Below are 25,088 nucleotides of genomic sequence, written 5' to 3' on the forward strand. Positions count from 1 at the left end.
TCTAGCACGGAACCTGTTGCGAATTATTGCAGGGTCGCCAGCTGCGCCGGCATGGCCTTGGCCTGGACGTATTCGCCCGGGGCCGGGCACAGCGGCGGCAGATCCTTGCTGCCCATGGTCTTGGGCGTGTTGATCTTGTCGCCGGATTGCGGTGCCAGCCAGGCATCCCAGTCCTTCCACCAGCTGCCAGGACGGCTTTCGGCGGCGTCCAGCCAGGCTTCGGCCGAGGCCGCCTTGCTGTCGTTCACCCAGTAGTTGCGCTTGTCCTTGGTCACCGGATTGATGGAGCCGGCAATATGGCCGGAGGCGCCCAGCACGTAATGGCAGCTTGGTGCGCCGGTGAGGTATTGCAGACCATCGAAGGCGGATTGCCACGGCACGATGTGGTCTTCGCGGGCGGCGAAAATGTATACCGGGATGTCGATGGTGCGGACATCGATGGCCACGCCGCACAGGGTGATGCTGCCCGGCTTGGTCAGCGCGTTGTTGCGGTAGAACTCCTTCAGGAAGAAGGTGTGCATCGGCATCGGCAGGTCGACGGCGTCGTTGTTCCAGTATAGGAGGTCGAACGGCGGCGGGGTCTTGCCCAGCAGGTAGTTGTTGACCACGTAGTTCCACACCAGGTCGTTGGCACGCAGGCTGGCGAAGGTGCGGCCCAGCTCCTTGCCGCTGACGATGCCGCCGTTGCCGGCGGCCAGTTTGGCTTCGCGGTTGGCGAAAAAATTGTCATCCAGGAACACCTTGATCTCGCCCGGATCGGTGTGGTCGATCAGCGAGGTCATGAAAGTGGCGGAATCGAAGTATTTCAGGCCGCGGGCCTTGGCCACGCACAGCGCGGTGGTGAGGATCACGCCACCAATGCAGAAGCCCAGCACGTTCATGGTTGGCTGTTTGGTGACTTTCTTTACCGCTTCGGCGGCGGCAAACACGCCTTCCTCGATGTAGTTATCCCACAGGTAGTTCTTCATGTCCGGGGTGGCGGAGCGCCAGCTCACCAGGAACACGCGGTAACCCTGGGCCACGAAGTGGCGCACCATGGAGTTGTCCGGCTGCAGGTCCATCAGGTAGTACTTGTTCACGCACGGCGGCACGATCAACAGCGGCTTTTCGTACACTTCGCCGGTGGTGGGGGTGTACTGGATCAGCTCGATCAGCTGGTTGCGGAACACCACCTGACCCGGGGTGCAGGCGATGTTTTTGCCGATCTCGAACTTGCTTTCGTCCGACATCGAGATGTGACCCTTCTGCAGGTCGTCGATCACGTTCTTCATGCCTTCCACCAGGCTTTCGCCCTTGGTTTCGATGGCGCGTTTCACCACTTCCGGGTTGGTGAGCATGAAGTTGGTCGGTGACATCGCATCGATGTACTGGCGGGTGGCAAACGCCAGGCGTTCCTTGTCGCCGGCCTCCAGCTGCGCCTTGTCCACCAGCTCGGTCATCCATTTGGATGTCATCAGGTAGCTTTGTTTCAGGAAATTGTAGAACGGGTGTTCGTTCCACTCCGGGGCGGCAAAACGGCGGTCGCTGCCGGGGCTGGTCGGGCTGGCGGCAGCCGTGCCCTGGCCAAGAAACTGCATCCACAGGTTCATCTGCTGCTGGTACAGGCTGTTCTGCATGGCGAAGAACTGGTTGGTGTTCTCCATCATCTGGCCCCAGGCGCCTGCCAGCGGATTGCCGGCCTGGTCCGGGTTGGCGCCTGCCGACATCGAATTGACGAACTGTTGCATCCACTTCTGGTTGTTTTCAGAGATGCTGGCAAAAAAGCTGTCCAGCGCTGCCTTTGGGTCCTGACTCATGGGGGCTCCTTCAGAAGATGGCGAGGTGGACGGCGGGGGCCTGTACTTGTCATTCTGGCTGCCCGCTACCGAATGCATGCTTATCACTGTATCACCGCTTTATGACAAAACACACGAATTGCCCATGTCGGCGAACGTGGCCGGTGCTTGCCGCCGGGTGGCATGGCGATAGGCGCAATGACCTGTCGCTGCGGCCAACCTTTTGGCTGGGTGTTGCGCTGCAGAAAAATCGTTTTCTTTCAATTGTTTGCATGTTGCACTGCAAGATGGGTTTGGCCGCGTCTTATCGAAATGACATGGCGCGGCGCGGCGTGGGCCATGTTGCGGCGATGCACAAACTGGCGGTGGCGGCACCGTGGCCAACCTGGCCATTGTTACTGTCGTCTCGTTGACGCTGCGAGGCGGCGGCACTACCGTGGCGGCTGATCATCATTTACAGACGGGAATGCGCATGAATATCGAGCTGGGCGGGCAACCGCAACGGGTCAATACGGTGTTCTGCATCGGCCGCAATTACGCGGCGCACGCCGCCGAACTGGGCAATGCGGTGGAGCCGGAGCCGCTGGTGTTTCTCAAGCCCAATGCGGCCCTGCTGCCGGTTGGCGAACTGATCCGCCTGCCGGATTATTCCAGCGATGTGCACTATGAATGCGAGCTGGTGGTGCTGATCGGGCACGGCGGCGACGATATCGCCGAGGCGGATGCCTTGCGCCACGTCGCTGGCTACGCCATCGGCCTGGATCTGACCGCGCGTGACGTGCAGGGCGAGGCCAAGCGCAAGGGGCTGCCGTGGACCAAGGCCAAGGGTTTTCGTGGCGCCGCTTGCGTGTCGGCCTTCGTGCCCGCCGGCCACATCGACCCGGCTGCGGCCAACTTTACGCTGCATATCAACGGTGAACTGCGGCAGCAGGGCGATAGCCGGCTGATGCTGTACCCGGTGGCGACCATTATCAGCTACCTGTCGCGTATTTACGGTTTACAGGCTGGCGACCTGATCTATACCGGCACCCCGGAGGGCGTCGGTGCATTGCAGCCGGGTGACCGCTTGCAGCTGGCATTGCAGCATGGGCTGCTGGCCAGCTGGCAGGTGGCGGCATGAGTCGCCAGGCGGTGGAAGCTGCGGACGATAAGCTGCGGCTGGATAAGTGGCTGTGGGCGGCGCGCTTTTTCAAGACCAGGCAGCTGGCGCACGAGGCGCTGGAGCTGGGGCGGGTGCTGGTGAATGGCGAGCGGGTAAAGGCATCGCGGGTGGCGCGGGTGGGCGACTTGCTGCAGATTCGCATCGACAAGCTGGTCTATAACGTTACCGTGCTGGCGCTGGCCAGCCAGCGGCGGCCGGCGGCAGAGGCGCGGCTGCTGTATAGCGAAAGCGAGGACTCGGTCCAGGCGCGCGAGCATCAGATCGGCCTGCAAAAAGCCGAGCACGCCAGTTTCCCGTATGGCGAGGGCCGCCCCACCAAGAAGGCGCGCCGCGACATCATCCGTTTCAAGGACAAGTGGTAGGCCGCTTGCGGCCAACCTGTCCGTGAGGGCAGGGCGGGCGCAAGCAAGCGTCATGTTCGGGCCGGGCCGCTTGCGCTAAAATGCCGTCCCGATTGAAGGTTGGCCGCAATGTCTGTTCCATTTGTCCCTCCGCTGGCGGCACTTGCCGCCTTCTATTTCAGCTATTTCGCCTTTCAGGGTCTGTTCGGCCCGTTCTGGTCGCTGTACCTGGAGGCACTGTCGTTCTCGCCGCTGCAGATTTCCGTGTTGATGTCGTTGTCCACGCTGGCGCGTATCGTGTCGCCGGTATTCTGGGGCTGGCTGGCCGATCGTTCCGGCCAGCGCCGCGCCATCATTTTCTGGACCTCGCTGGCCGCCGCGGCCTGCTTTGCGCTGGTGGCGTTGCAAGCCAGTTTCTGGGGCATATTTACCACCCTGGCACTGGGCTTTTTCTTCTGGGCCGCCGCGTTGCCGCTGGCCGAAGCCACCACCAGCCAGCTGACCCGCAGCCAGCCCGGCCGCTATAGCCGCATCCGGGTGTGGGGCTCGATCGGCTTTGTCTGTCTGGCCAGTATTGGTGGTTACCTGTTGGAGTGGGTGTCGCTGGCCAGCCTGCCGTGGCTGTTGTTCGGCCTGCTGAGCCTGGTGGTGCTGGCCGGCTGGACGGTGCCGGAAGTGGCGCCGGAAAAACGCAGCCGCACGCAGCAGTCCATGCTGGCGACGCTACGCCGGCCGCAGGTCATCGCGTTGTTCAGCTGCTGTTTCCTGCTCGCCTTCGGTATGGGGCCGTACTACAACTTCTACTCGCTGGGATTGAAGGAGGCCGGTTACGACAAGGCCGCCACCGGTTGGCTGTGGTCGGTGGGGGTGATGGCGGAGATCGTGGTGTTCTGGCAGATGCCGCGCATCATGGCGCGTGTCTCGCTGGAGCGCTTGATGCTGGCTTCGCTGCTGGTATCGGCGCTGCGCTTCGCGCTGATCGCCTCGTTGTTGGCGGTGCCGGCGCTGGCGGTGCTGGCGCAGCTGGGGCATGCCTTCACTTTTGGCGTGCACCACGCCGCTGCGGTGGGCTTGATCCACCGTTATTTCAGCGAGCAGCAGCAGGCGCGCGGCCAGGGCCTGTATACCGTGGCCTCGTTCGGTATTGGCGGCAGTCTGGGTGGCTTGCTGGCCGGTGGGCTGTGGCAGGTTGGCGGTGTGGCGTTGACCTTTGGCATTTCCACCGCAGCGGCGCTGCTGGGGGTGGCGGTATGCCTGAAATGGTTGCGCCCGTAGCCGGCAGTCAACTGATGCGGCCAACCTTGTCGCCGTTTCATGCGCGGTTTATGGCGCTGGCCGGCTGAGCCGGATGTTGCGCCTGAGCCGCGTGCCACCACAGTGCCATTTACTGCCGGCGGAGAACAAACAAGAGGCGCAGTCGTTACCCGGCCCGAAAGTGCCGGTCGGCAACGGCGCGTAAACCAACACCTAGAGCAGCATCACCAGCTTCAGCCCGGGCGCGTGCGCCAGCCGCAGCGTCAGCTGCTGATAGCACAGCCGCCCTTGGGTGGCGTGGTTGAACACCCGCTCGCCGCCTTCGCGGCCCTGCACGTCCTGCTGCCGCCACAGAGTGTCGAACTCGCTACTGTCCTGGCGCAGCCGCTCCAGCAGCTCGGTCAGCGCGTCTTCATGGTGGTGGCTGATTTCGGCGCGGAACTCCGCCACCATGCGCCGCGCACGCGTCGGCCAGTCATCCACCAGCGTGCGCGCCAGCGGGTGCTGAAACATGAACTGCAGCAGGTTGTGGCTATGGCCGCCATCGTCCAGCCAACCGGTAAACAGGCTGGCTGCTGCCGCGTTACAGGCCGGCACGTTCCACAGTGTATCCAGCACATAGGCCGGGCTGGCGATATTGTCCACCGCCAGCGCCAGTGCCTGCTGCGCCTCGGGGTTGGCCGCCAGCGTGGCTTCCTGCGGGTCTTTCAGGCCTGCCAGGTCAAACAGGTAGTCGCGCTCGGCACGCGACAACAGTAGTACATCGGCCAGCCGCGACAGGGTGCCGGCCGATACCGACTGGGTGCGCCCCTGTTCGATCCAGGTTAGCCAGGTGGGGCTGATGCCCACCAGCTGCGCCACTTCCTCGCGACGCAGGCCCTTGGCGCGGCGGCGGTTACCGGCTGGCAGGCCAGCCTGCTGCGGGGTGATGCGTTCGCGGTGGCTACGGATGAATTCGCCCAGCGGGCTGGGGGAGCGGGCTTCCATGGTGTGCGCCTATGGGTGGTAGTGTTACTACTAGTATAAATGCTTATCTTGTACTAGGAATTGTGCTGCGCAATGATAAGCCCATCGCCGGTCCGATGGTCCGGCCCGCTGCACAAGTAGCGGCTAATACTCAGCGACCCCGGCGCCGTCAGCGGTGCCAGCAAATGGAAAGCAAACCATGACCGCACAGACTCTCTACGACAAGCTCTGGAACAGCCACGTGGTACACCAGGAGGCCGACGGCACCGTGCTGCTGTATATCGACCGCCACCTGGTACACGAAGTGACCAGCCCGCAGGCCTTCGAGGGCCTGAAGCTGGCAGGCCGCAAGCTGTGGCGTGTCGATTCGGTGGTGTCCACCGCCGACCACAACACCCCCACCGACCACTGGGACGAGGGTATCAAGGACCCGATCTCGCGCCAGCAGGTAGAGACGCTGGATGCCAATATCAAGGCCTTCGGCGCGCTGGCCTACTTCCCGTTCAAGGACAAGGGCCAGGGCATCGTGCACGTGATGGGGCCGGAGCAGGGCGCCACCCTGCCGGGCATGACCGTGGTGTGCGGTGACAGCCACACCTCCACCCACGGCGCTTTCGGTGCGCTGGCGCACGGCATCGGCACCTCCGAGGTCGAGCACGTGATGGCCACCCAGACCTTGGTGGCGAAGAAATCCAAAAACATGCTGGTGCGGGTCGACGGCAAGCTGCCGGCCGGCATTACCGGTAAGGATGTGGCGCTGGCGATCATCGGCAAGATTGGCACTGCCGGCGGTACCGGCTACGCCATCGAGTTCGGCGGCGAAGCGATCCGCGAGCTGTCGATGGAAGGCCGCATGAGCCTGTGCAATATGGCGATCGAAGCCGGCGCCCGCTCCGGTCTGGTGGCGGTGGACCAGAAAACCATCGACTACGTGCAGGGCCGTCCGTTTGCGCCGAAGGGCGAGCAGTGGGAAGCTGCTGTGGCGTACTGGAATACGCTGCATTCCGACGACGGCGCGCAGTTTGACCAAGTGGTAGTGCTGGATGCTGCCGACATTCAGCCGCAGGTAACCTGGGGCACTTCGCCGGAAATGGTGACCGACATCAACGGCCGCGTGCCGGACCCGGCACAGGAAAGCGACCCGGTGAAGAAGGGCTCCATCGAGCGTGCGCTGGCCTACATGGGCCTGCAGGCCAATACCCCGATCAACCAGATTCCGGTGGACATCGTGTTCATCGGCTCCTGTACTAACAGCCGCATCGAAGACCTGCGCGAAGCTGCCGCAGTGGCCAAGGGCCGTAGCAAGGCGGCCAACGTCAAGCAGGTGCTGGTGGTGCCGGGCTCCGGCCTGGTGAAGGCGCAGGCCGAGGCCGAGGGGCTGGACAAGGTATTTGTCGCTGCAGGTTTTGAGTGGCGCGAGCCGGGTTGCTCCATGTGTCTGGCGATGAACGCCGACCGCCTGCAGCCGGGCGAGCGTTGCGCATCTACCTCCAACCGTAACTTCGAAGGCCGTCAGGGTCAGGGCGGCCGTACCCACCTGGTGAGCCCGGCGATGGCCGCCGCCGCTGCGGTAGCCGGGCACTTCGTGGATATTCGTACCCTCTAAGCGAATTCATCCTCGTTACTGGAAAGATCTGCCTCATGAAAACATTCGCTATCAGTCTCTTCATGGCTCTGCTGCTGTCGGCCTGCAATACCGTGCAAGGTGCAAAAGAGGACTTGAAACAGGGCGGTGAAGCCGTGGGGCATGGCCTGCAAAAGGCAGGCCAAGCCATTGAAAATGCCGTGCACTAAGGGCTTGTTTACGATCTGCCGAGCGTCGGCGATGCGGCGTTAACGACGCCTCTCGCTCGGGCTCGCCAGATCGTTAAACCGGCGCCAAGGGCAAACCTCCCCGGAGAGCAAAAGAATGAAAGCATTCACTACCCTGAACGGGCTCGTATGCCCGCTGGATCGCGCCAACGTCGACACCGACGCGATCATCCCCAAGCAATTCCTGAAGTCGATCAAGCGTTCCGGCTTCGGCCCCAACCTGTTTGATGAATGGCGCTACCTGGACCACGGCGAGCCTGGCATGGACAACAGCCAGCGTCCGCTGAACCCGGATTTCGTGCTGAACTTCCCGCGCTATGCCGGGGCGCAGGTGCTGCTGGCACGCGAGAACTTCGGCTGCGGCTCCAGCCGCGAGCACGCACCGTGGGCACTGGAAGACCAGGGCTTCCGCGTGGTGATTGCGCCGTCGTTCGCCGACATCTTCTTCAATAACTGCTACAAGAACGGCCTGCTGCCCATCGTGCAGCCGGCGGAAGTGGTGGACCAGCTATTCCGCGAGTGCGAGGCCAGCGAAGGCTACACGCTGAACGTGGACCTGGCGGCGCAGACCATCACCACCCCGTCCGGGCAGTCGTTCGGCTTTGAGGTTACCGAGCACCGCAAGCACTGCCTGCTGGGCGGCCTGGACGAAATCGGCCTCACCCTGCAGCACGCCGACGAGATCAAGGCGTTCGAAGCCAAACGCCGCGCCGAACAGCCGTGGCTGTTTGCCTGATTTACCCACAGGTTGGCCGCATGCGGCCGACCTGTTGTCACTTAATCTGACGGGATACCCAATATGAAAATTGCAGTTTTGCCGGGTGACGGCATCGGTCCGGAAATCATTGCTCAGGCCAAACGTGTACTGGACGTGCTGCGCCAGGATGGCCTGCCGATCGAAATGGAAGAGGCGCCGCTGGGTGGTGCCGGTTACGACGCTTACGGCGTGCCGTATCCGGAGTTCACCCAGAAGCTGTGCCGCGAGGCCGACGCCGTGCTGCTGGGCGCCGTGGGCGGCCCGGCCTACGACAAGCTGGATCGCCCGCTGCGCCCGGAGCGCGGCCTGCTGGCGATTCGCAAGGACCTGAACCTGTTTGCCAACCTGCGTCCGGCCATCTTGTACCCGGAACTGGCCAATGCCTCCACGCTGAAGCCGGAAGTGGTGTCCGGCCTCGACATCATGATCGTGCGCGAACTGACCGGTGACATCTACTTCGGCCAGCCGCGCGGCATCGCAGTGAACGAGCTGGGCGAGCGCGAGGCGTTCAACACCATGCGCTACAGCGAAAGCGAGATCCGCCGTATCGCCCACGTGGCTTTCGGCATCGCCATGAAGCGCAATAAGAAGCTGTGCTCGGTAGACAAGGCCAACGTGCTGGAAACCACCGAGTTCTGGAAAGAAATCATGATCGACGTGGCGAAAGAGTATCCGCAGGTGGAACTCAGCCACATGTACGTGGACAACGCCGCGATGCAGCTGGTGCGCAACCCGAAGCAGTTCGACGTGATGGTGACCGGCAATATTTTCGGCGACATCCTGTCCGACGAGGCCTCCATGCTGACCGGCTCCATCGGCATGCTGCCGTCGGCTTCGCTGGACCAGAACAACAAAGGCCTGTACGAGCCGAGCCACGGTTCCGCCCCGGACATCGCCGGCAAGAACCTGGCCAACCCGCTGGCCACCATCCTGTCTGCCGCCATGATGCTGCGCTACACCTTCAACCAGGAAGCTGCCGCCGTGCGCGTGGAAGACGCGGTGAAGAAAGTGCTGGCCCAGGGCTACCGCACCGCCGATATTTTCGAGGCCGGCTGCGAGAAAGTGACCTGCTCCGGCATGGGTGATGCCGTGGTGGCTGCGCTGTAAAATTACCGTTTTAATGCTGTTCGGATAAAAATAACCAACCCCATTGTGCGGGCGGCTGTTGCCCTGCACAATGGGGTTGATCATCGAATAGAGCTGGTGCGTCAACGGGCCGGCAGAACAGTTTCAAAACACCCGACAGACATTCAGGAGAAGTATCGTGCGAGTAGGTTTTGTTGGCTGGCGTGGCATGGTTGGTTCCGTGCTGATGCAGCGCATGCGTGAAGAGAACGATTTTGCGGTTATCGACGAGCCGGTGTTTTTCACCACCTCCAACGTGGGTGGTGCCGCTCCGGACGTTGGCCGCGATGTGCCGCCGCTGAAGGATGCACGCAATATCGACGAGCTGAAGGCGATGGACGCCATCGTTACCTGCCAGGGCGGTGACTACACCACCGAGGTATACGCCAAGCTGCGCGAAGCCGGCTGGAACGGCTACTGGATCGACGCGGCTTCCACGCTGCGCATGGAAGACAACGCCATCATCGTGCTGGACCCGGTAAACCGCGACGTGATCGACGCTGGCCTGGCCAATGGTGTGAAAGATTTCATCGGCGGCAACTGCACCAACTCCATCATGCTGATGGGTATGGGCGGTCTGTTCCGCGCCGGTCTGGTGGAGTGGGTTTCCTCCATGACCTACCAGGCAGCTTCCGGCGGCGGCGCCAACCACATGCGCGAACTGCTCAAGGGCATGGGCGTGGTACACGCTGCCGTGGCCGACGAACTGGCTACGCCTGCGTCTGCCATTCTCGATATCGACCGCAAGGTTGCCGCCACCATCCGCGAAGACGTGCCGACCGAATTCTTCGGCGCGCCGCTGGCTGGCGGCCTGATCCCGTGGATCGACAAGCAGCTCGATAACGGCCAATCCAAGGAAGAGTGGAAAGGCCAGGCCGAAGTGAACAAGATCCTCGGTAACACGACTACCATCCCGGTCGATGGCCTGTGCGTGCGTATCGGCGCCATGCGCTGCCACAGCCTGGCGCTGACCGTGAAACTGAAAAAAGATCTGCCGCTGGCCGAGATCGAGGCCATCATCAAGTCCGGCAACGACTGGGTGAAGTGGGTGCCGAACGACCGCGACATCACCGTCAAGGAGCTGACCCCGGCTGCCATCACCGGCGGTCTGCAGATTGGCGTTGGCCGTGTGCGCAAGCTGAACATGGGTGGCGAGTACCTGTCGGCCTTCGTGATCGGCGACCAGCTGCTGTGGGGCGCGGCCGAACCGCTGCGCCGGATGTTGCGCATCCTGATTGAGCGCTAAAATACGCGCAAAGCTGTTTCCTCCAAGGGCGCCGGCGGCGCCCTTTCTGTTTTTCTAGAACTGGATAAATGTATGTCTGAAGCAATTCGTGTTGCCGTGGTCGGTGCGACCAATCTGGTAGGCCAGGCTGTACTGGAACTGCTGGCCGAGCGGGATTTGCCCATCGAGCGCGTCTACGCACTAGATGTCGCCGACAAGGAGGGCGAGAGTGCCTACTACGGCAACCTCGAACTGGATACCCTGGCGGTGGAAGAGTTCGACTTTGCCAACGTGGCGTTGGCGATTTTCGTGGCCGGTAGCGATTTGTCGCGCCAGTACGTGCAGGCCGCCCGCGCAGCCGGGGCCGCAGTGATCGATTTCAGCGCGGTTTACCGTCACGCAGCCGATGTGCCGCTGTATGCGCCGCAGATCAACGACAAACTGCTGGATGATCTGGGTGAGGCACCGCTGGTGTCCGTCCCCAATTGCACCGTTACGCCGCTGGCGCAGGCGCTAGTGGCATTGAAGCCGGCCGGTCTGCAGCGTGTGACCGTTACCACCTTCCAGTCGGTATCCGGTAGCGGTCAGGCTGCGCTGGAAGAGCTGGCCAGCCAGACCACGGCGCTGTTCTCGCAGCGTGATGCCGAGATGGAGGTGTTTCCCAAGCGTATCGCCTTCAATGTGCTGCCGTTGATCGGCGCTGTGGACGAGCAGGGCGTCAGCGAGGAAGAACTGTCGGTCGAGCAAGAGCTGCGCAAACTGTTGGCACTGCCGGCGCTGGCGGTGGAGGCCAGCTGCGTGCGTGTGCCGGTGTTCTTTGGCCATGGCTGGGCGGTGACGGTGCAAACCGAAGATGCATTGTCAGCTGAGAAGGCGCGGGAATTGCTGGCTGCCGTCGGCATGCAGATCGTGGATGATCCGGCTGGCGAGATGCCCTATGTTACCCCGCTGGAAGCTTCCGGCAATGAGGCAGTGTGGGTTAGCCGTGTACGCCGCCAGGGCAATGCACTGTCGTTCTGGCTGGCCGCGGACAATATCCGTGCCGCCATTGCACAAAGCTGCGTCGCCACGGCCATGGCACTGATGAAGCGCGGCTATTTTGCCTGATCCGCTAACAGCAGTTAGTATCAGGTGTTGACACTGGTATGTGGTTTGACTTGTTGATCTGCTAGTTTGATATTACATGCAGCAAACGAGTCTCCAGCGGCCGCGGGGCGGCGTGGGAAATGGATAATTACAGCGAAAGGTAGTGCAAGAAAAATGCTGGCCAAGAAAAGAATGAGTTCGCTGCTGTTGGCTTTGCTGTTCTCGACGTCCGCCTGGGCAGGATTGGGAGGGGTGGCTGTACGTTCCAACCTGGGCGAAGTACTACGCGCGGAAATCGACCTGACCGGCAAGGCCGACGAAGAGGTGCTGCGCGTAGGTCTGGCGCCGATCGAGACTTTTCGCGATCTGCAAGTGGATTACACCGGCGTACTCAGCAGCCTGCGTTTCACTCTGGCCTACCGCAGCAACGGACGACCCTATATCCGGGTAAGTTCCAGCCAGCCTATCAGTGAGCCTTTCCTGCGTTTTGTGGTGGAAGCCAAGGCGACCAATGCCCGTTATGTGCGCGAATACACCATTCTGCTGGATCCGGCGGAATATGCCGGTCGTGCCGACGAGATCAGCCGCAGCAATGTGCAGGCGGCACCGCTGCGCCGCCCGTTGCCGCCTGTGGTACGCCCGCGTCCGCTCGCTACGGACGATCTCCCTGTGCCGCCAGTCTATCGTGCGCCGCGTGGCAGTCTTGTGGTTCAACCAGGTCAGACGTTGTCCGGTCTGGCGCGTAGCCTGGGATTGACCGGCGTGGGGCAGCGCCGTGTGATGGCGGCACTAGTCAACGCCAACCCGTCTGCCTTCATCAATGGCAATCCATCGTCAATCAAGGCCGGCAGTCGTTTGAAAGTGCCGTCGGTGGCCAGCATACGTGCGCTGCAGGAGCAGCAGGTGGCACAGATTCTGGCTGGCGGTATGGGTGCAAGCCCCATGCCTGCGGTTAAACCGTTACCGGCGGCGCCCGCGGCTCTGCCGGAAAAATCGGTAGCGCCGGCACCGGTGGTACCTGCTCCTACTCCTACTCCCAAAGCTGCCGCGTCTGTGCCGGCGACGCTGGCCCCCAGCGGTAGTCCGGTGTTGAAGCTGGAGGCGCCGGATGCCGCTGCTTCTGCGCCGCTAAACGAGCAGGCGTTGCAGCAGGCACAGCGCAAGATTGACGAACTGGAGAAGCAGCTGAAGGCGCTGCAGGCGGCTGCATCTGCCGCCAAGGCTGCGCCACCTGTGGCAGCGGCGCCTGAGCAGGAGTCAGGCCCGTCCATCATGGATACCGTACTGGATAATCTGCCGCTGGTGGCCGGTGGCAGTGCGGCCGTACTGCTGCTGTCTGCCGCGGTGGTGTTCCTGCGCCGTCGTCGCAACAACGATGCCGCGGTAACGTCGGCAGCCACCATCAATGTGCCGTTGGATAATGCCGGTCGTGCGCTGGCTGCAGGAAGCACCGCTAGTGACAGCGCCTTCCTGGCGGACTTTACCCGCACCAGCATGAATACCGTTGATACGGTAGAGGTCGATCCGGTGGCCGAGGCCGAGGTGTATCTGGCCTATGGCCGCGACCAGCAGGCCGAGGACATTCTGCGCGACGCCCTGGCGAAAGACCCTACCCGTCACGAGGCCCGTCTCAAACTGATGGAAATCTACGCTTCGCGCCAGGATCGCGCGGCGCTGGAGGGCCACGCCAAGGAATTGCACGCGGTAACCGGCGGGCAGGGCAGTGTGTGGGCCAAGGCATCCGCCTTGGGGCGCTCCATTGACCCGGAAAATACGCTCTACGCGGACCAGAATGCGGCCGCAGTGGCGGCTCCTGCGGTAGAGGTGGTGTCGTCGAGCACGACCGTGGATCTGGATAAGGAGTTGATGGGCGATTTAGTGGCACCGGTGGCGCCCGCCCCGGCGGCCGCTCCGGTTGACGATATCGAAGCCGCCTTGATGGGCACCGCTGCCCCGGCGGTGGCTCCGGCCGTTGCTAACGATCTGGATATGGATGCCTTGCTCAACGAGCCGGCGCCGGTGCAAGAGACCGTCGCCGAGCCCGAGCCGGCAGCGGCAGACAATAGCCACATGCTGGATTTTGATTTCAATCTCGACAGCATGTTGCCGGCTGGTGCCGCGACCGCAGAAGTTGAGCCGCCGAAGCCTGCTTCCAGCAATGATGATGCTTTGGCCTCGTTCGATTTCGATCTGTCGGCACTGGATGAGCCGTTGACAGCTGCGCCAGTTGCCGAGCCAGTTGAGGCCGTGTCTACGGCCGGGCTGGATGTCAGCGATGATCCGCTGTCCACCAAGCTGGATCTGGCACGGGTGTATCTGGACATGGGTGACAAGGAGGGCGCCCGCGAAGTGCTGGAAGAGCTGGTCAAGGAAGCGCAGGGCTCGCTCAAGGCCGAAGCAGAGGCGCTGCTTGACAGCCTGTAATACCGGCAACCGTGGTAGCGCGGTGTTGGCCGCGTTGCCACATTCAATCGTTTTGCATCAACAGGGGATGGCTGCGTGCGATTAAAGGCGCTGTCTGTTGCACTGGCGCTGGGTTTGCTGGCGCCGGGTGCTCATGCCGGTCTTGGCGAAGTGCGCGTACTCTCCGCCGCCGGGGAGCCGTTTCTTGCCGAAATCCCCCTGCTGGATGAGCCGGGCCTGACGGACCCCTACGCATCGCTGGCATCGTCCCAGCAATATCCCTTCCTCGAAAGTTTTTCCGCCAAGGCCTTCCAGCTCAAGATCATGACGGTGGAGGACCACCCGGGCCAGTATGTGGTGCGGGTCATGGGCCCGGTCATGGCGCCGGACGAGGTGCTGGATTTTGCGCTGGAGCTGGCCTGGGCCTCTGGTCGCGAGGTGCGGGCCTATCATGCGCAGGCAGACACGGTGCGATCGTCTGCCGGGAATATCGCCGTGGCTGGCAGCGGCTTGCCTGGTGAGCGCACCGCCAGTGCGCCTGCCGCTGATTTCCTGGCCTTTGGCGAGGCGCGCCTGCTGTCGGCCACTGGCCTGCCCTTGCAGGCCGAGATCGACCTGCTGGGTAGCTGGCCGGCCGAGTTGCGTGATGAAGACTTTGTCCTGCGGCTTGGCAAGGGTATGGCGGGCGACCAGGTTGCCGTTCGCTATCATCAGGCCGCCGGGCACCAGTGGGTAACCCTGCACGGCCAGCAAGCGCTGACTGGCGGTGAGCTGGCGTTTGTGCTGGAAACCCATGCCCATGGCCTGCAAGTACAGCGAAGCTACCGCCTGGCACCGGTAAATGCTGCCGTAGGCTCAAAACAGCCACCGCACAGCCATGCCGTGCATGCCGGCGGGCGCTACCAGGTGCGGGCCGGTGACACGCTGTCGGAGATTGTGTCGCGACTGGCGGAGGGGACGCAGCGCCGTAACGAACTGGCGTTGCAGATCGTTCGCAATAATGCGCATGCTTTTGTGGACGGCGATCCTAACCGGCTGCTGGCTGGTGCTTGGTTGCGCCTGCCTGGTCAGGCGTCGCCGCGGCCAACCCTGGCTGTGCCCGCGCCGGCCAAGGCGGTCGGCAGCGCCGTCAGCAAAACCGTGCCGGCGCATGTCGACGAGGCGAAGCCCAGTGCCGCAGAGCGTGCCCAGCAGGAAGCTGAACGGCAGCGCATTCTGCACCTGCATCAGGCGCAACAGCGCATTGCCCAGCTGGAGGCGGAAATCCGCCGTATCGCGGCAACCGATCGGGAGCCGGCCCAGCCGCCAAAAGCGCCGGCGTCCAGTCCGACCGTTGTGGCCAAACAAGACGAAGATTTGCTGGTAGCCCTGGACGACTGGGTGCTGACCGGCATCGGTGGTGTCTCGGTGCTGAGCCTGTTGGCGTGGGCGGTCTGGCATCGCCGCAAGCAACAGTTGCGCGGGTCGTTGGCTGCGGCGCCCACTCGCTGGGTAACGGAGCCGGCCCCCGCTGTTGTGGATCCGGATGTATCCCCGGTCGCGGAGGCTGGCCCGATGGATGTCCCGGTGCCGGCTGTGGTGCCACCGACAGAACCTGAAGCGGCCCCCGAAGTACCGCCGAGCGCATTGGACCTCCCACCAGCAGAGCCAGTGCCAGCGCTGCCAGTCACGGATGTGCTGGCCGAGGTCGAGGTACTGCTGGTGTATGGTCGCCGCGAGCAGGCCGAGCAGATGCTGCGTGTTGCGTTGCAACAAGACCCGCAGGCGGACGCCGTCCGTTACAAGCTGCTGGAGTTGCTGGCGCAGGCGGGCGCGACCGAGCCGTTCGAGGCCGAGGCACTGGATGTGCTGGCCATCTCCGGCCCGGATAGCGCGCTGTGGCAGCGGGTGCAGTTGCTGGGTGCCAGGTTCGATGGCGGCAACCCCTTGTACCGGGCGCCGGAGGCGGTGCCATCGCCAGTATTTACCCCGCCGGCAGCGGCGGAGGCTTTCGATGAGCCACAGCGTGAACCGGTGCGGCAGATTGCGCGCAAGGTAAACGGTAACGAAGCGGTCCCAGCTTCCGCCTTGGCGGATACCGACGATGAGGCTGCCGCCCTGGCGCGCCTGTACCGCGAGATGGGGGATAGCGAAATGGCCGACGCCCTGCTGAAAGGGGATGGCGACTGATGTCGCGACAGTTTGCGCTGCACCCGCTGACATGTTGCCTACTCGTTGTTGTGCTGGCCCTGTACCTGTTGCGCTTACCCCTGGTTGGCTATCTGGCATTGTTGGGCGCACTGGCCTGTTGGCGGCGTGGCCGCGGTGAGCTGTTGCAGGCATTGCGCCGCATGCGCTGGCTATTACTAGCCATGTTGCTGCTTGCCGCATGGACTTTGCCTGGGGCGCCGCTGTTTGCTTCCCGCTTTGCACCCAGCATGGCCGGTGTGCTGGCCGGTGCGCACCAGGCACTGGCGGTGCTGCTGCTGGCGTTGCTGGCACGTGGCGTGTGGCTGTGGCTGGGGACGCCGGGCCTGCTGGCGGCAAGTTGGCCACTGGATGCCCTGTTTGCCTGTGTCGGTATGCCGCGCGGCCGTCTGGCCCTGCGTCTGGCCCTGACCATGCACTATGCCAACCGCCTGCTGGAACAGGCCGAAAAGCCCCGCCTGGCGCAATTATTGCCGTATTTGCAGCCGCCGCAGTTCGCACAAGCTGCGCCCGATAAGGTAAAGTTGCCTCTTTACCCGTGGAGCAAGTGGGATGGCGCGTTGCTGGCGTGCCTCCTTTTGGCAGTCGTAATGAGAATGGTGGCATGAGGATTGCGCTGGGTCTGGAATACGACGGGCGCGCATTTGCCGGCTGGCAGAGTCAGCCACATGGCAATACCGTACAGGACGAGCTGAATCGCGCGATTTCGATCATTGCCGGTCAGCCGTTGACCACGTTGGCCGCAGGCCGCACCGATGCCGGCGTGCATGCGCTGATGCAGGTGGTGCACTTTGAGACCGAGGTGCTGCGACCACTGACTGCCTGGGTGCGCGGTGTCAATGCCCAGTTGCCGGATTCGGTGGCCGTAGTGTGGGCACGGGAAGTGTCCGAGCCGTTTCATGCCCGTTTTTCCGCGTTTTCCCGTTCCTACCGTTATCTGCTGCTGACGCACCCGGTGCGCCCAGCGCTGACCGCTGGCCGCATTGGCTGGTATCACCAGTCGCTGGATGTGGCCGCGATGCAGCAGGCCGCGCAAGTGCTCATCGGTCAGCATGATTTTTCCAGCTTCCGCGCCAGCGAATGCCAGGCCAAGTCGCCGCTGAAAAACCTGCAGCAACTGGATATTCATGAATGCGATGGCGTGATCAGTTTCGATCTGATGGCCGATGCCTTCCTGCATCACATGGTGCGCAATATCGTCGGTGCGCTGCTGTACGTGGGCAAGGGCAGCCTGGATACCGCCGGCCTGCAGGCGCTGCTGGCGGCACGGGATCGCACCAAGGCACCGCCCACCTTCATGCCGGATGGCCTGTATCTGACCGGCGTGGGTTATCCGCCGGAATTCGAGCTGCCATCGCAGGCCGTGCCGTCACGACTTACCTTGTGGAGATAACATGACGGTTCGCATCAAAATCTGCGGTTTTACCCGCCCGGAAGACGCGCTGGTGGCGGCCAACTTGGGCGCCGACGCCATCGGCCTGGTGTTCTATGACAAGAGCCCGCGCCATGTCACCATCGCGCAGGCGCAGGCCATCATTGCCGCATTGCCGCCGTTTGTCAGTGTGGTGGCGTTGTTCGTCAATGCCAGCCGCGAAGAAGTGGAACAGGTGCTGGCGCAATGTGCCATCGACGTGCTGCAGTTCCACGGCGAGGAAAGCCCCGCCTTCTGCCGCAGCTTCCAGCGCCCATACCTGAAAGCGGTGCGAGTGCAGCCGGGTACCGATCTGCAAACGTTGGCCGCACAGTATCACGACGCCCGTGGCCTGCTGACCGACGCCTTCGTCGAAGGCGCGCACGGCGGCACCGGCAAGACCTTCGACTGGACGCTGATCCCGCCGCAACTGTCGCTGCCGTTGATCCTGTCCGGTGGGCTGGACGAACACAATGTGGTCGATGCGGTAGCGCGCGTCAGTCCCGCCGCGGTGGACGTGTCCAGCGGCGTGGAAAGCGGCAAGGGCATCAAAAGCCCGCAGCGCATGGCCAGTTTTATCGCTGCGGTACGGGCGGTGCAGAAGGATATATCGAAAAAACCCGGTTTCTAAGCGAGACAAGGCGCGAATGAAAAATCCCGACGCCGCATATGGCTGATATGTAAGGAGGGGTTTTTCGTGAGTAACGCCGTATCGCGACGAAAGCGGGGTTTTAAATTAATGCAGTCGGCGTGAGCCGGCACACACCCACTATCAGGAGCATGCCATGAGCCAATACGACTTCCCCGATGCACGCGGCCACTTCGGCCCGTACGGTGGCGTCTACGTTGCCGAGACCTTGATGGCTGCCTTGGACGAGCTGAAAGCCGAGTACGCCCGTGCCAAGGCAGATCCGGCCTTCTGGCAGGAATTCCATTACGAGCTGAAGCACTTCGTCGGCCGCCCCAGCCCGATCTACCATGCCAAGCGCTGGTCCGAGCTGCTGGGCGGCGCGCAGGTGTTCCTCAAGCGCGAAGACCTCAACCACACCGGCGCGCACAAGATCAACAACGCCATCGGTCAGGCGCTGCTGGCACGCCGCATGGGCAAGAAGCGCGTGATCGCCGAAACCGGCGCCGGCCAGCACGGCGTGGCCACCGCCACCGTGGCAGCACGTTACGGCATGGAGTGCGTGGTGTACATGGGCGCCGAGGACATCAAGCGCCAGGCGCCCAACGTGTTCCGCATGAAGCTGCTAGGCGCCACCGTGGTACCGGTGGAGTCCGGCTCCAAGACGCTGAAGGATGCGCTGAATGAGGCGATGCGCGACTGGGTAACCAATATCGACAGCACTTTCTACATCCTGGGCACCGCCGCCGGCCCGCACCCGTACCCGATGCTGGTACGCGACTTCGTGTCGGTGATCGGCGAGGAAGCCAAGGTGCAGATGCCGGAAATCCTCGGCCGTCAGCCGGATGTGGTGATGGCCTGTGTCGGTGGCGGCTCCAATGCCATCGGCACCTTCTACCCGTATCTCGATGTGCCGGGCGTGCGCCTGCTGGGTGTGGAGCCGGCCGGTGACGGCCTGGAAACCGGCCGCCACGCCGCGCCGCTGGCGTCCAACGCGCCGGCCGGCGTGCTGCATGGCTCGCGCAGCTACCTGATGCAGGATGCCAACGGCCAGGTCATCGAGACCCACTCCATCTCTGCCGGTCTGGATTACCCGGGCGTGGGGCCGGAGCATTCCTGGCTGAAGGACAGCGGTCGCGCCGACTACGTGGCGGTAACCGACACGGAAGCCCTGGCCGCGTTCCACGACTGCTGCCGCCTGGAAGGCATTATCCCGGCGCTGGAATCCAGCCACGCACTGGCGCAGGCGGTGAAGCTGGCGCCGACCATGGCGAAGGACAAGGCTATCCTGGTGACGCTGTCCGGCCGTGGCGACAAGGACATCAACACCGTTGCCGGCCTGATGGGGCTGACGCTGTAAGCATCCAAGGGTTGGCCGCAGGCGGCCAACCCTTGGCACTTTTCATACGCGGGCCGCGTGAACGCCGGCCCAGCAAGGAAACCTGCCATGAACCGTATTGCTGCAACCTTTGCCCGCCTCAAGGCCGCCGGCGAAAAAGCGCTGATCCCCTTCATTACCGCCGGTGACCCGCATCCCAACCTCACCGTAGAGCTGATGCACGGCCTGGTGGACGGCGGTGCCGACATCATCGAACTGGGCATCCCGTTCTCCGACCCGATGGCCGACGGCCCGGTGATCCAGCGTGCCAGCGAGCGAGCACTGGTACACAAGGTGAGCCTGCGCGACGTGCTGGCGATGGTGAAAATCTTCCGCCAGAGCAACCAGACCACCCCGGTGGTGCTGATGGGCTACCTCAACCCGGTGCATGTCATTGGCTATCAGCAGTTTGCCCAGTCGGCCGCCGATGCCGGCGTGGACGGTGTACTGACCGTGGATTGTCCGCCGGAAGAAGCCGGCGACCTGTCCGCCGCGCTGACTGCGGCCGGGCTGGATCCGGTGTTCCTGATCGCCCCCACCACCCCCGAAGAGCGCGTGCGTGAAATTGCCCGCCATGCACGGGGTTATGTCTACTATGTGTCATTAAAAGGCGTTACCGGTGCCGGAAATCTGGACATTGCCGACGTAGCGCGTAAAATTGCCGCCCTTAGACAGTTCATTGAAGTACCGATCGGTGTCGGCTTTGGCATTCGCGATGCCGAAACCACCCGCGCCATCGCCGGCACTGCCGACGCGGTGGTGGTGGGTAGCCGCCTGGTACAGGAAATCGAGGCGGCTACACCAGAAACTGCCAAAGAGCAGTTGACCCGTCTGGTAGCTACATTGAAAGCTGCCACCCGTTAGGAACACGCTGGATACCCGTGCCAGCACCACTGCGGCCAACGACCAGTTGGCCGCAGTGTTTGAATCAAGGAGTCAGCATGAGCTGGTTGAACAAACTCCTGCCGCCGAAAATCAAGCGCGAGACCCGCGCGGTGAAATCGTCGGCGGTACCGGAGGGGCTGTGGAGCAAGTGCCCGGCCTGTGAGGCGGTGTTGTATCACACCGATCTCCAAAGCAACCTGCAGGTCTGCCCCAAGTGTGACCATCACCACGCCATCGACGCGCGCGCGCGCATCGACATGTTGCTGGATGAAGAAGGCCGCCGCGAGATCGGCGCCGACGTCAAGCCGGTGGACATTCTCAAGTTCAAGGACAGCAAGCGCTATCCGGATCGTCTCACCGCAGCGCAAGCCGGAACCGGCGAAGACGATGCGCTGGTGGTGATGCAGGGCAGTATCCACAACCTGCCGGCCGTGGTGGCCGCGTTCGAATTCCGCTTCATTGGCGGTTCGATGGGTTCGGTGGTGGGCGAGCGCTTCGTGCGCGGCGTACAGGCCGCGGTGGAAGCACGCGCGCCGTTCATCTGCGTGGCCGCCTCCGGTGGCGCGCGCATGCAGGAAGGCCTGAATTCGCTGATGCAGATGGCCAAGACCTCAGCCGCGCTGCAGCTGCTGAGCGACTACCAGCTGCCGTTCATTTCCATCCTCACCGACCCGACCATGGGCGGCGTGTCCGCCTCGTTCGCCTTCCTCGGTGATGTGGTGATCGGTGAGCCGGGCGCGCTGATCGGTTTTGCCGGTCCGCGCGTGATCGAGCAGACCGTGCGCGAAACCCTGCCGGAAGGCTTCCAGCGTTCCGAGTTCCTGATGGAAAAGGGTGCCATCGACATGATCGTCGATCGTCGCGAGCTGAAAATGCGGGTGGCCACGCTGCTGGCCATGCTGCAGAAAGAGCCGACCGTCGCCGCCTGATGCACCCGGCGTGATCAAAAAGCCAGTCTACGGACTGGCTTTTTGTTTGGCGGCGGCCAACGTTGGCCGCAACAGTGGGTTAGCCCCACACCACGCCGGCGGTGAGAATCTCCTCGGCGCGCTGCAAGGCGGTGGTCAGGTCGGGCTGAATGTTGCGCACGCCCATTTCCTGCGCCAGATTGGCGTTGCTGATCATGCGCGTCACCTCGCTGCCGGCGCCGCAGATCACCAGCGTACGCTGCTGCGCCTGCAAACGCTGGTTCAGCGCCGACAGCGCCAGCAGGCCGGAGGTATCCAGCAGCACAAGGCGGTGCAGTTGCAGCACCACCACGCGCACGCTGCTGGGCTGGCTGGCCAGTTTTTCCACCGTGTCGGCAGCACCAAAGAATAGCGCGCCTTCTACCCGGTAGGCGACACAGCCGGCCGGCACCTGCTTGCCGGCGATGGAGTGGCGTTCGAACAGGTAGGCATGTTCCGGTAGCAGCTGTTGCACGCTGGTGCTGGCCGCCATGCGGCGGATGAACAGCACGGCGGCGATCAGCAGCCCGATTTCCACCGCGATGGTCAGGTCGAAAATCACTGTCAGCGCGAAGGTCACCACCAGGATGGCGGTGTCCTGCTTGGGAAACTGCGCCGCCTTGCGGATATCCCAGTCCCCCATTTTCAGTGCCACCGCCACCAGAATGGCGGCCAGCGCCGCTAGCGGAATGTAGGCGGCCAACGGCGCGGCCACCAGGATCACCAGCAGCAGCAATAGCGCATGCACGATGCCGGCCACCGGCGTCTTGCCACCGTTGCCGATATTGGTGGCGGTGCGCGCGATAGCGCCGGTGGCCGGGATGCCGCCAAACAGCGGCACCACCATATTGGCGATGCCCTGGGCGATCAGCTCCTGGTTGGCATCGTGCTTGTCGCCGGTCAGGCTGTCGGCCACCACTGCGCACAGCAGCGATTCGATGGCGCCGAGCAGGGCAATGGTAAATGCCGGCCCCAGTAGGTCCGACAGGTGTTCCGGGTCGAATGACAGGCCGTGAAATTCGGGCAGTCCCTGCGGAATGCCGCCGAATTTGCTGCCGATGGTTTCCAGCGGCAGGTCAAACAGACTGACCGTCAGCGTGGCCAGCAGCAGCGCCACAAACGGCCCGGGCAGGCGGCTGTTGAAGCGCTTGGGCCACAGCAGGATCAGCCCCAGCGATGCGGCGGCTATCACCAGCGTCAGTGGGTCGAACAATGGCAGGTTGTAGCGCAGGGTATCGATGACGGCAAAGAAGCCTGCCGGCATCTTGTCGACCGGCAGGCCGAAAAAATCCTTCAGCTGGGTGATAAAGATCAGCACCGCAATGCCGTTGCTAAAGCCGGTGATCAACGGCATCGGAAAGAACTTGATCACTTGCCCCAGCCGCAGCAGGCCCATCAGTACCAGCATGGCGCCGGCCATGAAGGTGCAGATGATCAGGTTGGCCACCCCGTACTTCATCACGATGCCGTAGATGATGACGATGAAGGCGCCGGTAGGCCCGGTGACGCACAGCTTGGTGCCGCCCAGCAGCGAAGCCAGCAGGCCGCCGATTACGGCGGTGAAGATGCCGGCCTGCGGTGACACGCCGGAAGCGATGGCAAACGCCATCGCCAGTGGCAGTGCGACGATGCCGACGGTGATGCCGGCCAGCAGGTCTTGCTGCAGTAGCGCCCGGTTGTAGTGACGCAGGGAGTCGATCAGTTGCGGACGAAAAGCGGGCAGGGGCGGCATGGTGGCTTCTTGTTCGAGTTCTGTTGTCCTGAAGACTACTTAACAAGAGCGTGCCAGTTCAAGGGCTATCTGCCCGCTGCCGGGCCGGCGTGCTGGCCGCTACAGCCGCAAGGCAAAGATGGCGGCGCAGATCAGCAGGGTGGCCAGGGTGACCGGCACACCGGTGCGCGCGTGGCGGCGCCAGTCGATGCGCACACCGTGGCGGGCGGCGGCATCCACCACCAGGATATTGGCGATGCTGCCGACGATCAGCAGATTGCCGGCCAGGGTGCTGACCAGCGCCAGCATGCTGCCGGCCAGCTCATGCTGGGCTACCGGTAGCAGCAGCATCACCGCCGGTACGTTGGAGATGATGTTGGATAGCACGAAGGTGGTGCCGAACAGCGTCCAGGGTTCGCTCAGCTGCACACCCTGCACAGCCAGCCACTGCACCGCCTCGGCGGGCAGGCCGGTGCCCTGCAGCGCGTGGTTGACGATGAACAGCCCGGCAAACAGTACCAGCACCTCCCAGTCCACCAGCCCCAGCATGCGCGCCGAGTGCAGCTTGCGGCTCATCAGCAGCAGCCCGGCGCCGGCCAACGCCAGCTGTTCGTGTGGCAGCGGCGAGAACAGGAACAGCCCCAGCAGCGCGCTGGCGACCGCCAGGCCCTTGATGGTCTGCCAGCGGTCGAGCGGTTGTTCGTCACTACTGCGCTGTTCCGGCAGCGGTGCTTGCTGCGCATCGCCTACCCAGTTGTCACGACTCTGCCACACGATGATCGCCCAGCAGGCCGCCAGGCCCAGCAGCACCGGGACGCTGGCCTGCAGCAGGTAGCCGGAGAACGACAACTGCAGCGTCTGGCCGATCAGGATGTTCTGCGGGTTGCCGATCAGCGTGGCGGCGGAGCCAATGTTGGCCGCACAGGCTAGGCCCAGCAGAAACGGCACCGGGTTCAGCCGGCGGCGCACGCAGGCCTCGGCCAGTACCGGCGCCATCGCCAGGCAGACGATATCGTTGCTGAACACGGCGGACAGCGCGCCCGCCAGCAGGATCAGCAGCCCCAGCAGTCGCGGCGGCGACACCGGCAGGGCCGCCATGCCACGGGTGATCCAGCTGTAGAAGCCGCCCAGCCGCATCTGTGCCGACACCACCATGAAGGCAAACAGCAGAATCACGGTGGGCAGGTGCACGGCGGCTACGGCATCTTGCAGGCTGACAGCGTCCAGGCCGATCAGCGCGATGGCGCCCAGCAGCGCCACGCCGGTGCGGTCCAGCTGCAGAAAGGGCAGGCCGCCCAGGATCATGCCCAGGTAGACCAGGGCGAAAACGGTGACGATGGTGGCGGTCATGTTTGGGTGGGGGTAGTGGGAAGTTTAGTGATCCAGCGCCAGCTTGGCGCCAAAGCCGATGAAGGCGACGCCCAGCAGGCGATCCAGGCTGCGCTGTACTCGCGGTGACTGCAGCCAGGTGCTGGCGCGGGCCGCTACCAGCACCAGTAGCGCGAACCAGATCACCCCCTCCAGCGCGTGGATCAGCGCCATGGCCAGGCTCATCCACAGCACGTTGTCCTGCGGCTGCAGGAACTGCGGCAGCAGGGTGAGGTAGAACAGCCCCACCTTGGGGTTGAGCAGGTTGGTCAGCACGCCGCGCCAGAACCAGTTGCCATCGGTGTCGGTGGTGGTGTCAGGGTTGGCCGCAGGCTCGCTGCGGCGGCGCAGCAGCTGTACGCCCAGCCACAGCAGCCAGGCGGCGCCGATTACACGCAACAGCGTGTAGGCAAGGGCCGAGGTGTGCAGCAGCGCACCCAGACCACAGGCCACGATCACGCCCCAGGCCAGCACGCCGCCACAAATGCCAAGGCCGGCGGCCAGCGCGGCACGGCGGCCTTCGTTGACGGCGGTGCGCAGCACCAGCGCGGTATCGAGGCCGGGGGTGATGGTGAGCAGGGCGGCGGTGGCACTGAACAGCAGCAGCGAGGACAGCATGGCGGGGGGTCCTGTGGGGGGAGGTGACAATGATAACGGCTGCTGTGGC

22 protein-coding genes are annotated in these 25,088 nt (G+C 63.5%); 17 read left to right on the plus strand and 5 right to left on the minus strand.

Annotated features, from left to right (window positions below; all coding sequences use genetic code 11):
* Window positions 1-23: 23 nt before the first annotated feature.
* Window positions 24-1,796 (minus strand): PHA/PHB synthase family protein, encoded by a 1,773-nt coding sequence (locus tag ABNW52_RS02535; RefSeq protein WP_349583565.1) that lies wholly within the window; start codon window positions 1,794-1,796, stop codon window positions 24-26.
* Window positions 1,797-2,247: 451 nt separating this feature from the next.
* Here ABNW52_RS02535 and ABNW52_RS02540 point away from each other — a divergent pair, with 451 nt between their 5' ends.
* The 3 genes from ABNW52_RS02540 (at window position 2,248) to ABNW52_RS02550 (ending at window position 4,553) form a co-directional block, all read left to right on the plus strand.
* A complete protein-coding gene (locus tag ABNW52_RS02540) occupies window positions 2,248-2,895 on the plus strand; it encodes a fumarylacetoacetate hydrolase family protein (RefSeq protein ID WP_349583567.1) in 648 nt (215 codons plus the stop codon).
* A complete protein-coding gene (locus ABNW52_RS02545) occupies window positions 2,892-3,299 on the plus strand; it encodes an RNA-binding S4 domain-containing protein (protein ID WP_349583569.1) in 408 nt (135 codons plus the stop codon). The genes ABNW52_RS02540 and ABNW52_RS02545 overlap by 4 nt, the downstream gene beginning before the upstream one ends.
* A 108-nt stretch (window positions 3,300-3,407) precedes the next feature.
* The gene (locus ABNW52_RS02550) at window positions 3,408-4,553 is read left to right on the plus strand and encodes an MFS transporter (RefSeq protein ID WP_349583571.1); all 1,146 of its coding nucleotides are present in this window, start codon (window positions 3,408-3,410) and stop codon (window positions 4,551-4,553) included.
* A gap of 192 nt (window positions 4,554-4,745) precedes the next feature.
* Here the strand turns inward: ABNW52_RS02550 and ABNW52_RS02555 are convergent, their stop codons facing one another.
* The gene (locus ABNW52_RS02555; RefSeq protein WP_349583574.1) at window positions 4,746-5,519 is read right to left on the minus strand and encodes a helix-turn-helix transcriptional regulator; all 774 of its coding nucleotides are present in this window, start codon (window positions 5,517-5,519) and stop codon (window positions 4,746-4,748) included.
* Window positions 5,520-5,697: 178 nt separating this feature from the next.
* On the opposite strand from ABNW52_RS02555, the gene leuC reads away from it, so the two are divergent.
* From leuC to accD, 14 genes are all read left to right on the plus strand, one after another.
* Window positions 5,698-7,104 carry a 3-isopropylmalate dehydratase large subunit gene (gene leuC / locus ABNW52_RS02560; protein WP_349583576.1) on the plus strand — a complete coding sequence of 469 codons (1,407 nt, stop codon included), beginning with the start codon at window positions 5,698-5,700 and terminating at the stop codon, window positions 7,102-7,104.
* A gap of 35 nt (window positions 7,105-7,139) precedes the next feature.
* Entirely contained in the window at window positions 7,140-7,292 is a 153-nt protein-coding gene (locus tag ABNW52_RS02565; protein ID WP_349583579.1) for an entericidin EcnAB, read from the plus strand.
* Window positions 7,293-7,407: 115 nt separating this feature from the next.
* Window positions 7,408-8,046, plus strand: a complete 639-nt coding sequence (gene leuD / locus ABNW52_RS02570) for a 3-isopropylmalate dehydratase small subunit (protein ID WP_349583582.1) — start codon at window positions 7,408-7,410, stop codon at window positions 8,044-8,046.
* Between the two features lie 63 nt (window positions 8,047-8,109).
* Complete coding sequence (leuB, locus tag ABNW52_RS02575; protein ID WP_349583585.1) at window positions 8,110-9,174, plus strand: 3-isopropylmalate dehydrogenase; 1,065 nt, start codon at window positions 8,110-8,112, stop codon at window positions 9,172-9,174.
* A 157-nt stretch (window positions 9,175-9,331) separates the two neighbouring features.
* A complete protein-coding gene (asd, locus tag ABNW52_RS02580) occupies window positions 9,332-10,438 on the plus strand; it encodes an aspartate-semialdehyde dehydrogenase (RefSeq protein WP_349583588.1) in 1,107 nt (368 codons plus the stop codon).
* Window positions 10,439-10,510: 72 nt separating this feature from the next.
* Window positions 10,511-11,524: an aspartate-semialdehyde dehydrogenase gene (locus ABNW52_RS02585; protein WP_349583591.1), complete on the plus strand. Its 1,014-nt coding sequence runs from the start codon at window positions 10,511-10,513 to the stop codon at window positions 11,522-11,524.
* A gap of 171 nt (window positions 11,525-11,695) precedes the next feature.
* Window positions 11,696-13,927, plus strand: coding sequence for a motility hub landmark protein FimV (locus ABNW52_RS02590; protein WP_465270719.1), 2,232 nt, complete (start codon window positions 11,696-11,698; stop codon window positions 13,925-13,927).
* A gap of 114 nt (window positions 13,928-14,041) precedes the next feature.
* Window positions 14,042-16,075 (plus strand): type IV pilus assembly protein FimV, encoded by a 2,034-nt coding sequence (locus ABNW52_RS02595; RefSeq protein ID WP_349583597.1) that lies wholly within the window; start codon window positions 14,042-14,044, stop codon window positions 16,073-16,075.
* Window positions 16,075-16,701, plus strand: a complete 627-nt coding sequence (locus ABNW52_RS02600; RefSeq protein ID WP_349583600.1) for a hypothetical protein — start codon at window positions 16,075-16,077, stop codon at window positions 16,699-16,701. The genes ABNW52_RS02595 and ABNW52_RS02600 overlap by 1 nt, the downstream gene beginning before the upstream one ends.
* Complete coding sequence (gene truA, locus ABNW52_RS02605) at window positions 16,698-17,486, plus strand: tRNA pseudouridine(38-40) synthase TruA (RefSeq protein WP_349583603.1); 789 nt, start codon at window positions 16,698-16,700, stop codon at window positions 17,484-17,486. The genes ABNW52_RS02600 and truA overlap by 4 nt, the downstream gene beginning before the upstream one ends.
* A 1-nt stretch (window position 17,487) precedes the next feature.
* Complete coding sequence (locus ABNW52_RS02610) at window positions 17,488-18,135, plus strand: phosphoribosylanthranilate isomerase (RefSeq protein ID WP_349583606.1); 648 nt, start codon at window positions 17,488-17,490, stop codon at window positions 18,133-18,135.
* Between the two features lie 154 nt (window positions 18,136-18,289).
* On the plus strand, window positions 18,290-19,492 hold the full coding sequence (gene trpB, locus ABNW52_RS02615; protein WP_349583609.1) for a tryptophan synthase subunit beta: 1,203 nt from the start codon (window positions 18,290-18,292) through the stop codon (window positions 19,490-19,492).
* Window positions 19,493-19,579: 87 nt separating this feature from the next.
* Window positions 19,580-20,374 carry a tryptophan synthase subunit alpha gene (gene trpA / locus ABNW52_RS02620; RefSeq protein ID WP_349583611.1) on the plus strand — a complete coding sequence of 265 codons (795 nt, stop codon included), beginning with the start codon at window positions 19,580-19,582 and terminating at the stop codon, window positions 20,372-20,374.
* A gap of 77 nt (window positions 20,375-20,451) precedes the next feature.
* Window positions 20,452-21,324, plus strand: a complete 873-nt coding sequence (gene accD, locus ABNW52_RS02625) for an acetyl-CoA carboxylase, carboxyltransferase subunit beta (protein WP_349583613.1) — start codon at window positions 20,452-20,454, stop codon at window positions 21,322-21,324.
* A gap of 79 nt (window positions 21,325-21,403) precedes the next feature.
* Here accD and ABNW52_RS02630 read toward each other — a convergent pair whose 3' ends face one another.
* The 3 genes from ABNW52_RS02630 to ABNW52_RS02640 form a co-directional block, all read right to left on the minus strand.
* Entirely contained in the window at window positions 21,404-23,074 is a 1,671-nt protein-coding gene (locus tag ABNW52_RS02630; RefSeq protein WP_349583615.1) for a SulP family inorganic anion transporter, read from the minus strand.
* A 99-nt stretch (window positions 23,075-23,173) separates the two neighbouring features.
* Window positions 23,174-24,403, minus strand: coding sequence for an anion transporter (locus tag ABNW52_RS02635; RefSeq protein WP_349583617.1), 1,230 nt, complete (start codon window positions 24,401-24,403; stop codon window positions 23,174-23,176).
* A gap of 24 nt (window positions 24,404-24,427) precedes the next feature.
* Window positions 24,428-25,039, minus strand: a complete 612-nt coding sequence (locus tag ABNW52_RS02640; RefSeq protein WP_349583619.1) for a LysE family translocator — start codon at window positions 25,037-25,039, stop codon at window positions 24,428-24,430.
* Window positions 25,040-25,088: the final 49 nt, after the last annotated feature.

It is taken from the genome of Vogesella oryzagri, from assembly GCF_040148885.1.
GTDB classification, from domain to species: domain Bacteria; phylum Pseudomonadota; class Gammaproteobacteria; order Burkholderiales; family Chromobacteriaceae; genus Vogesella; species Vogesella oryzagri.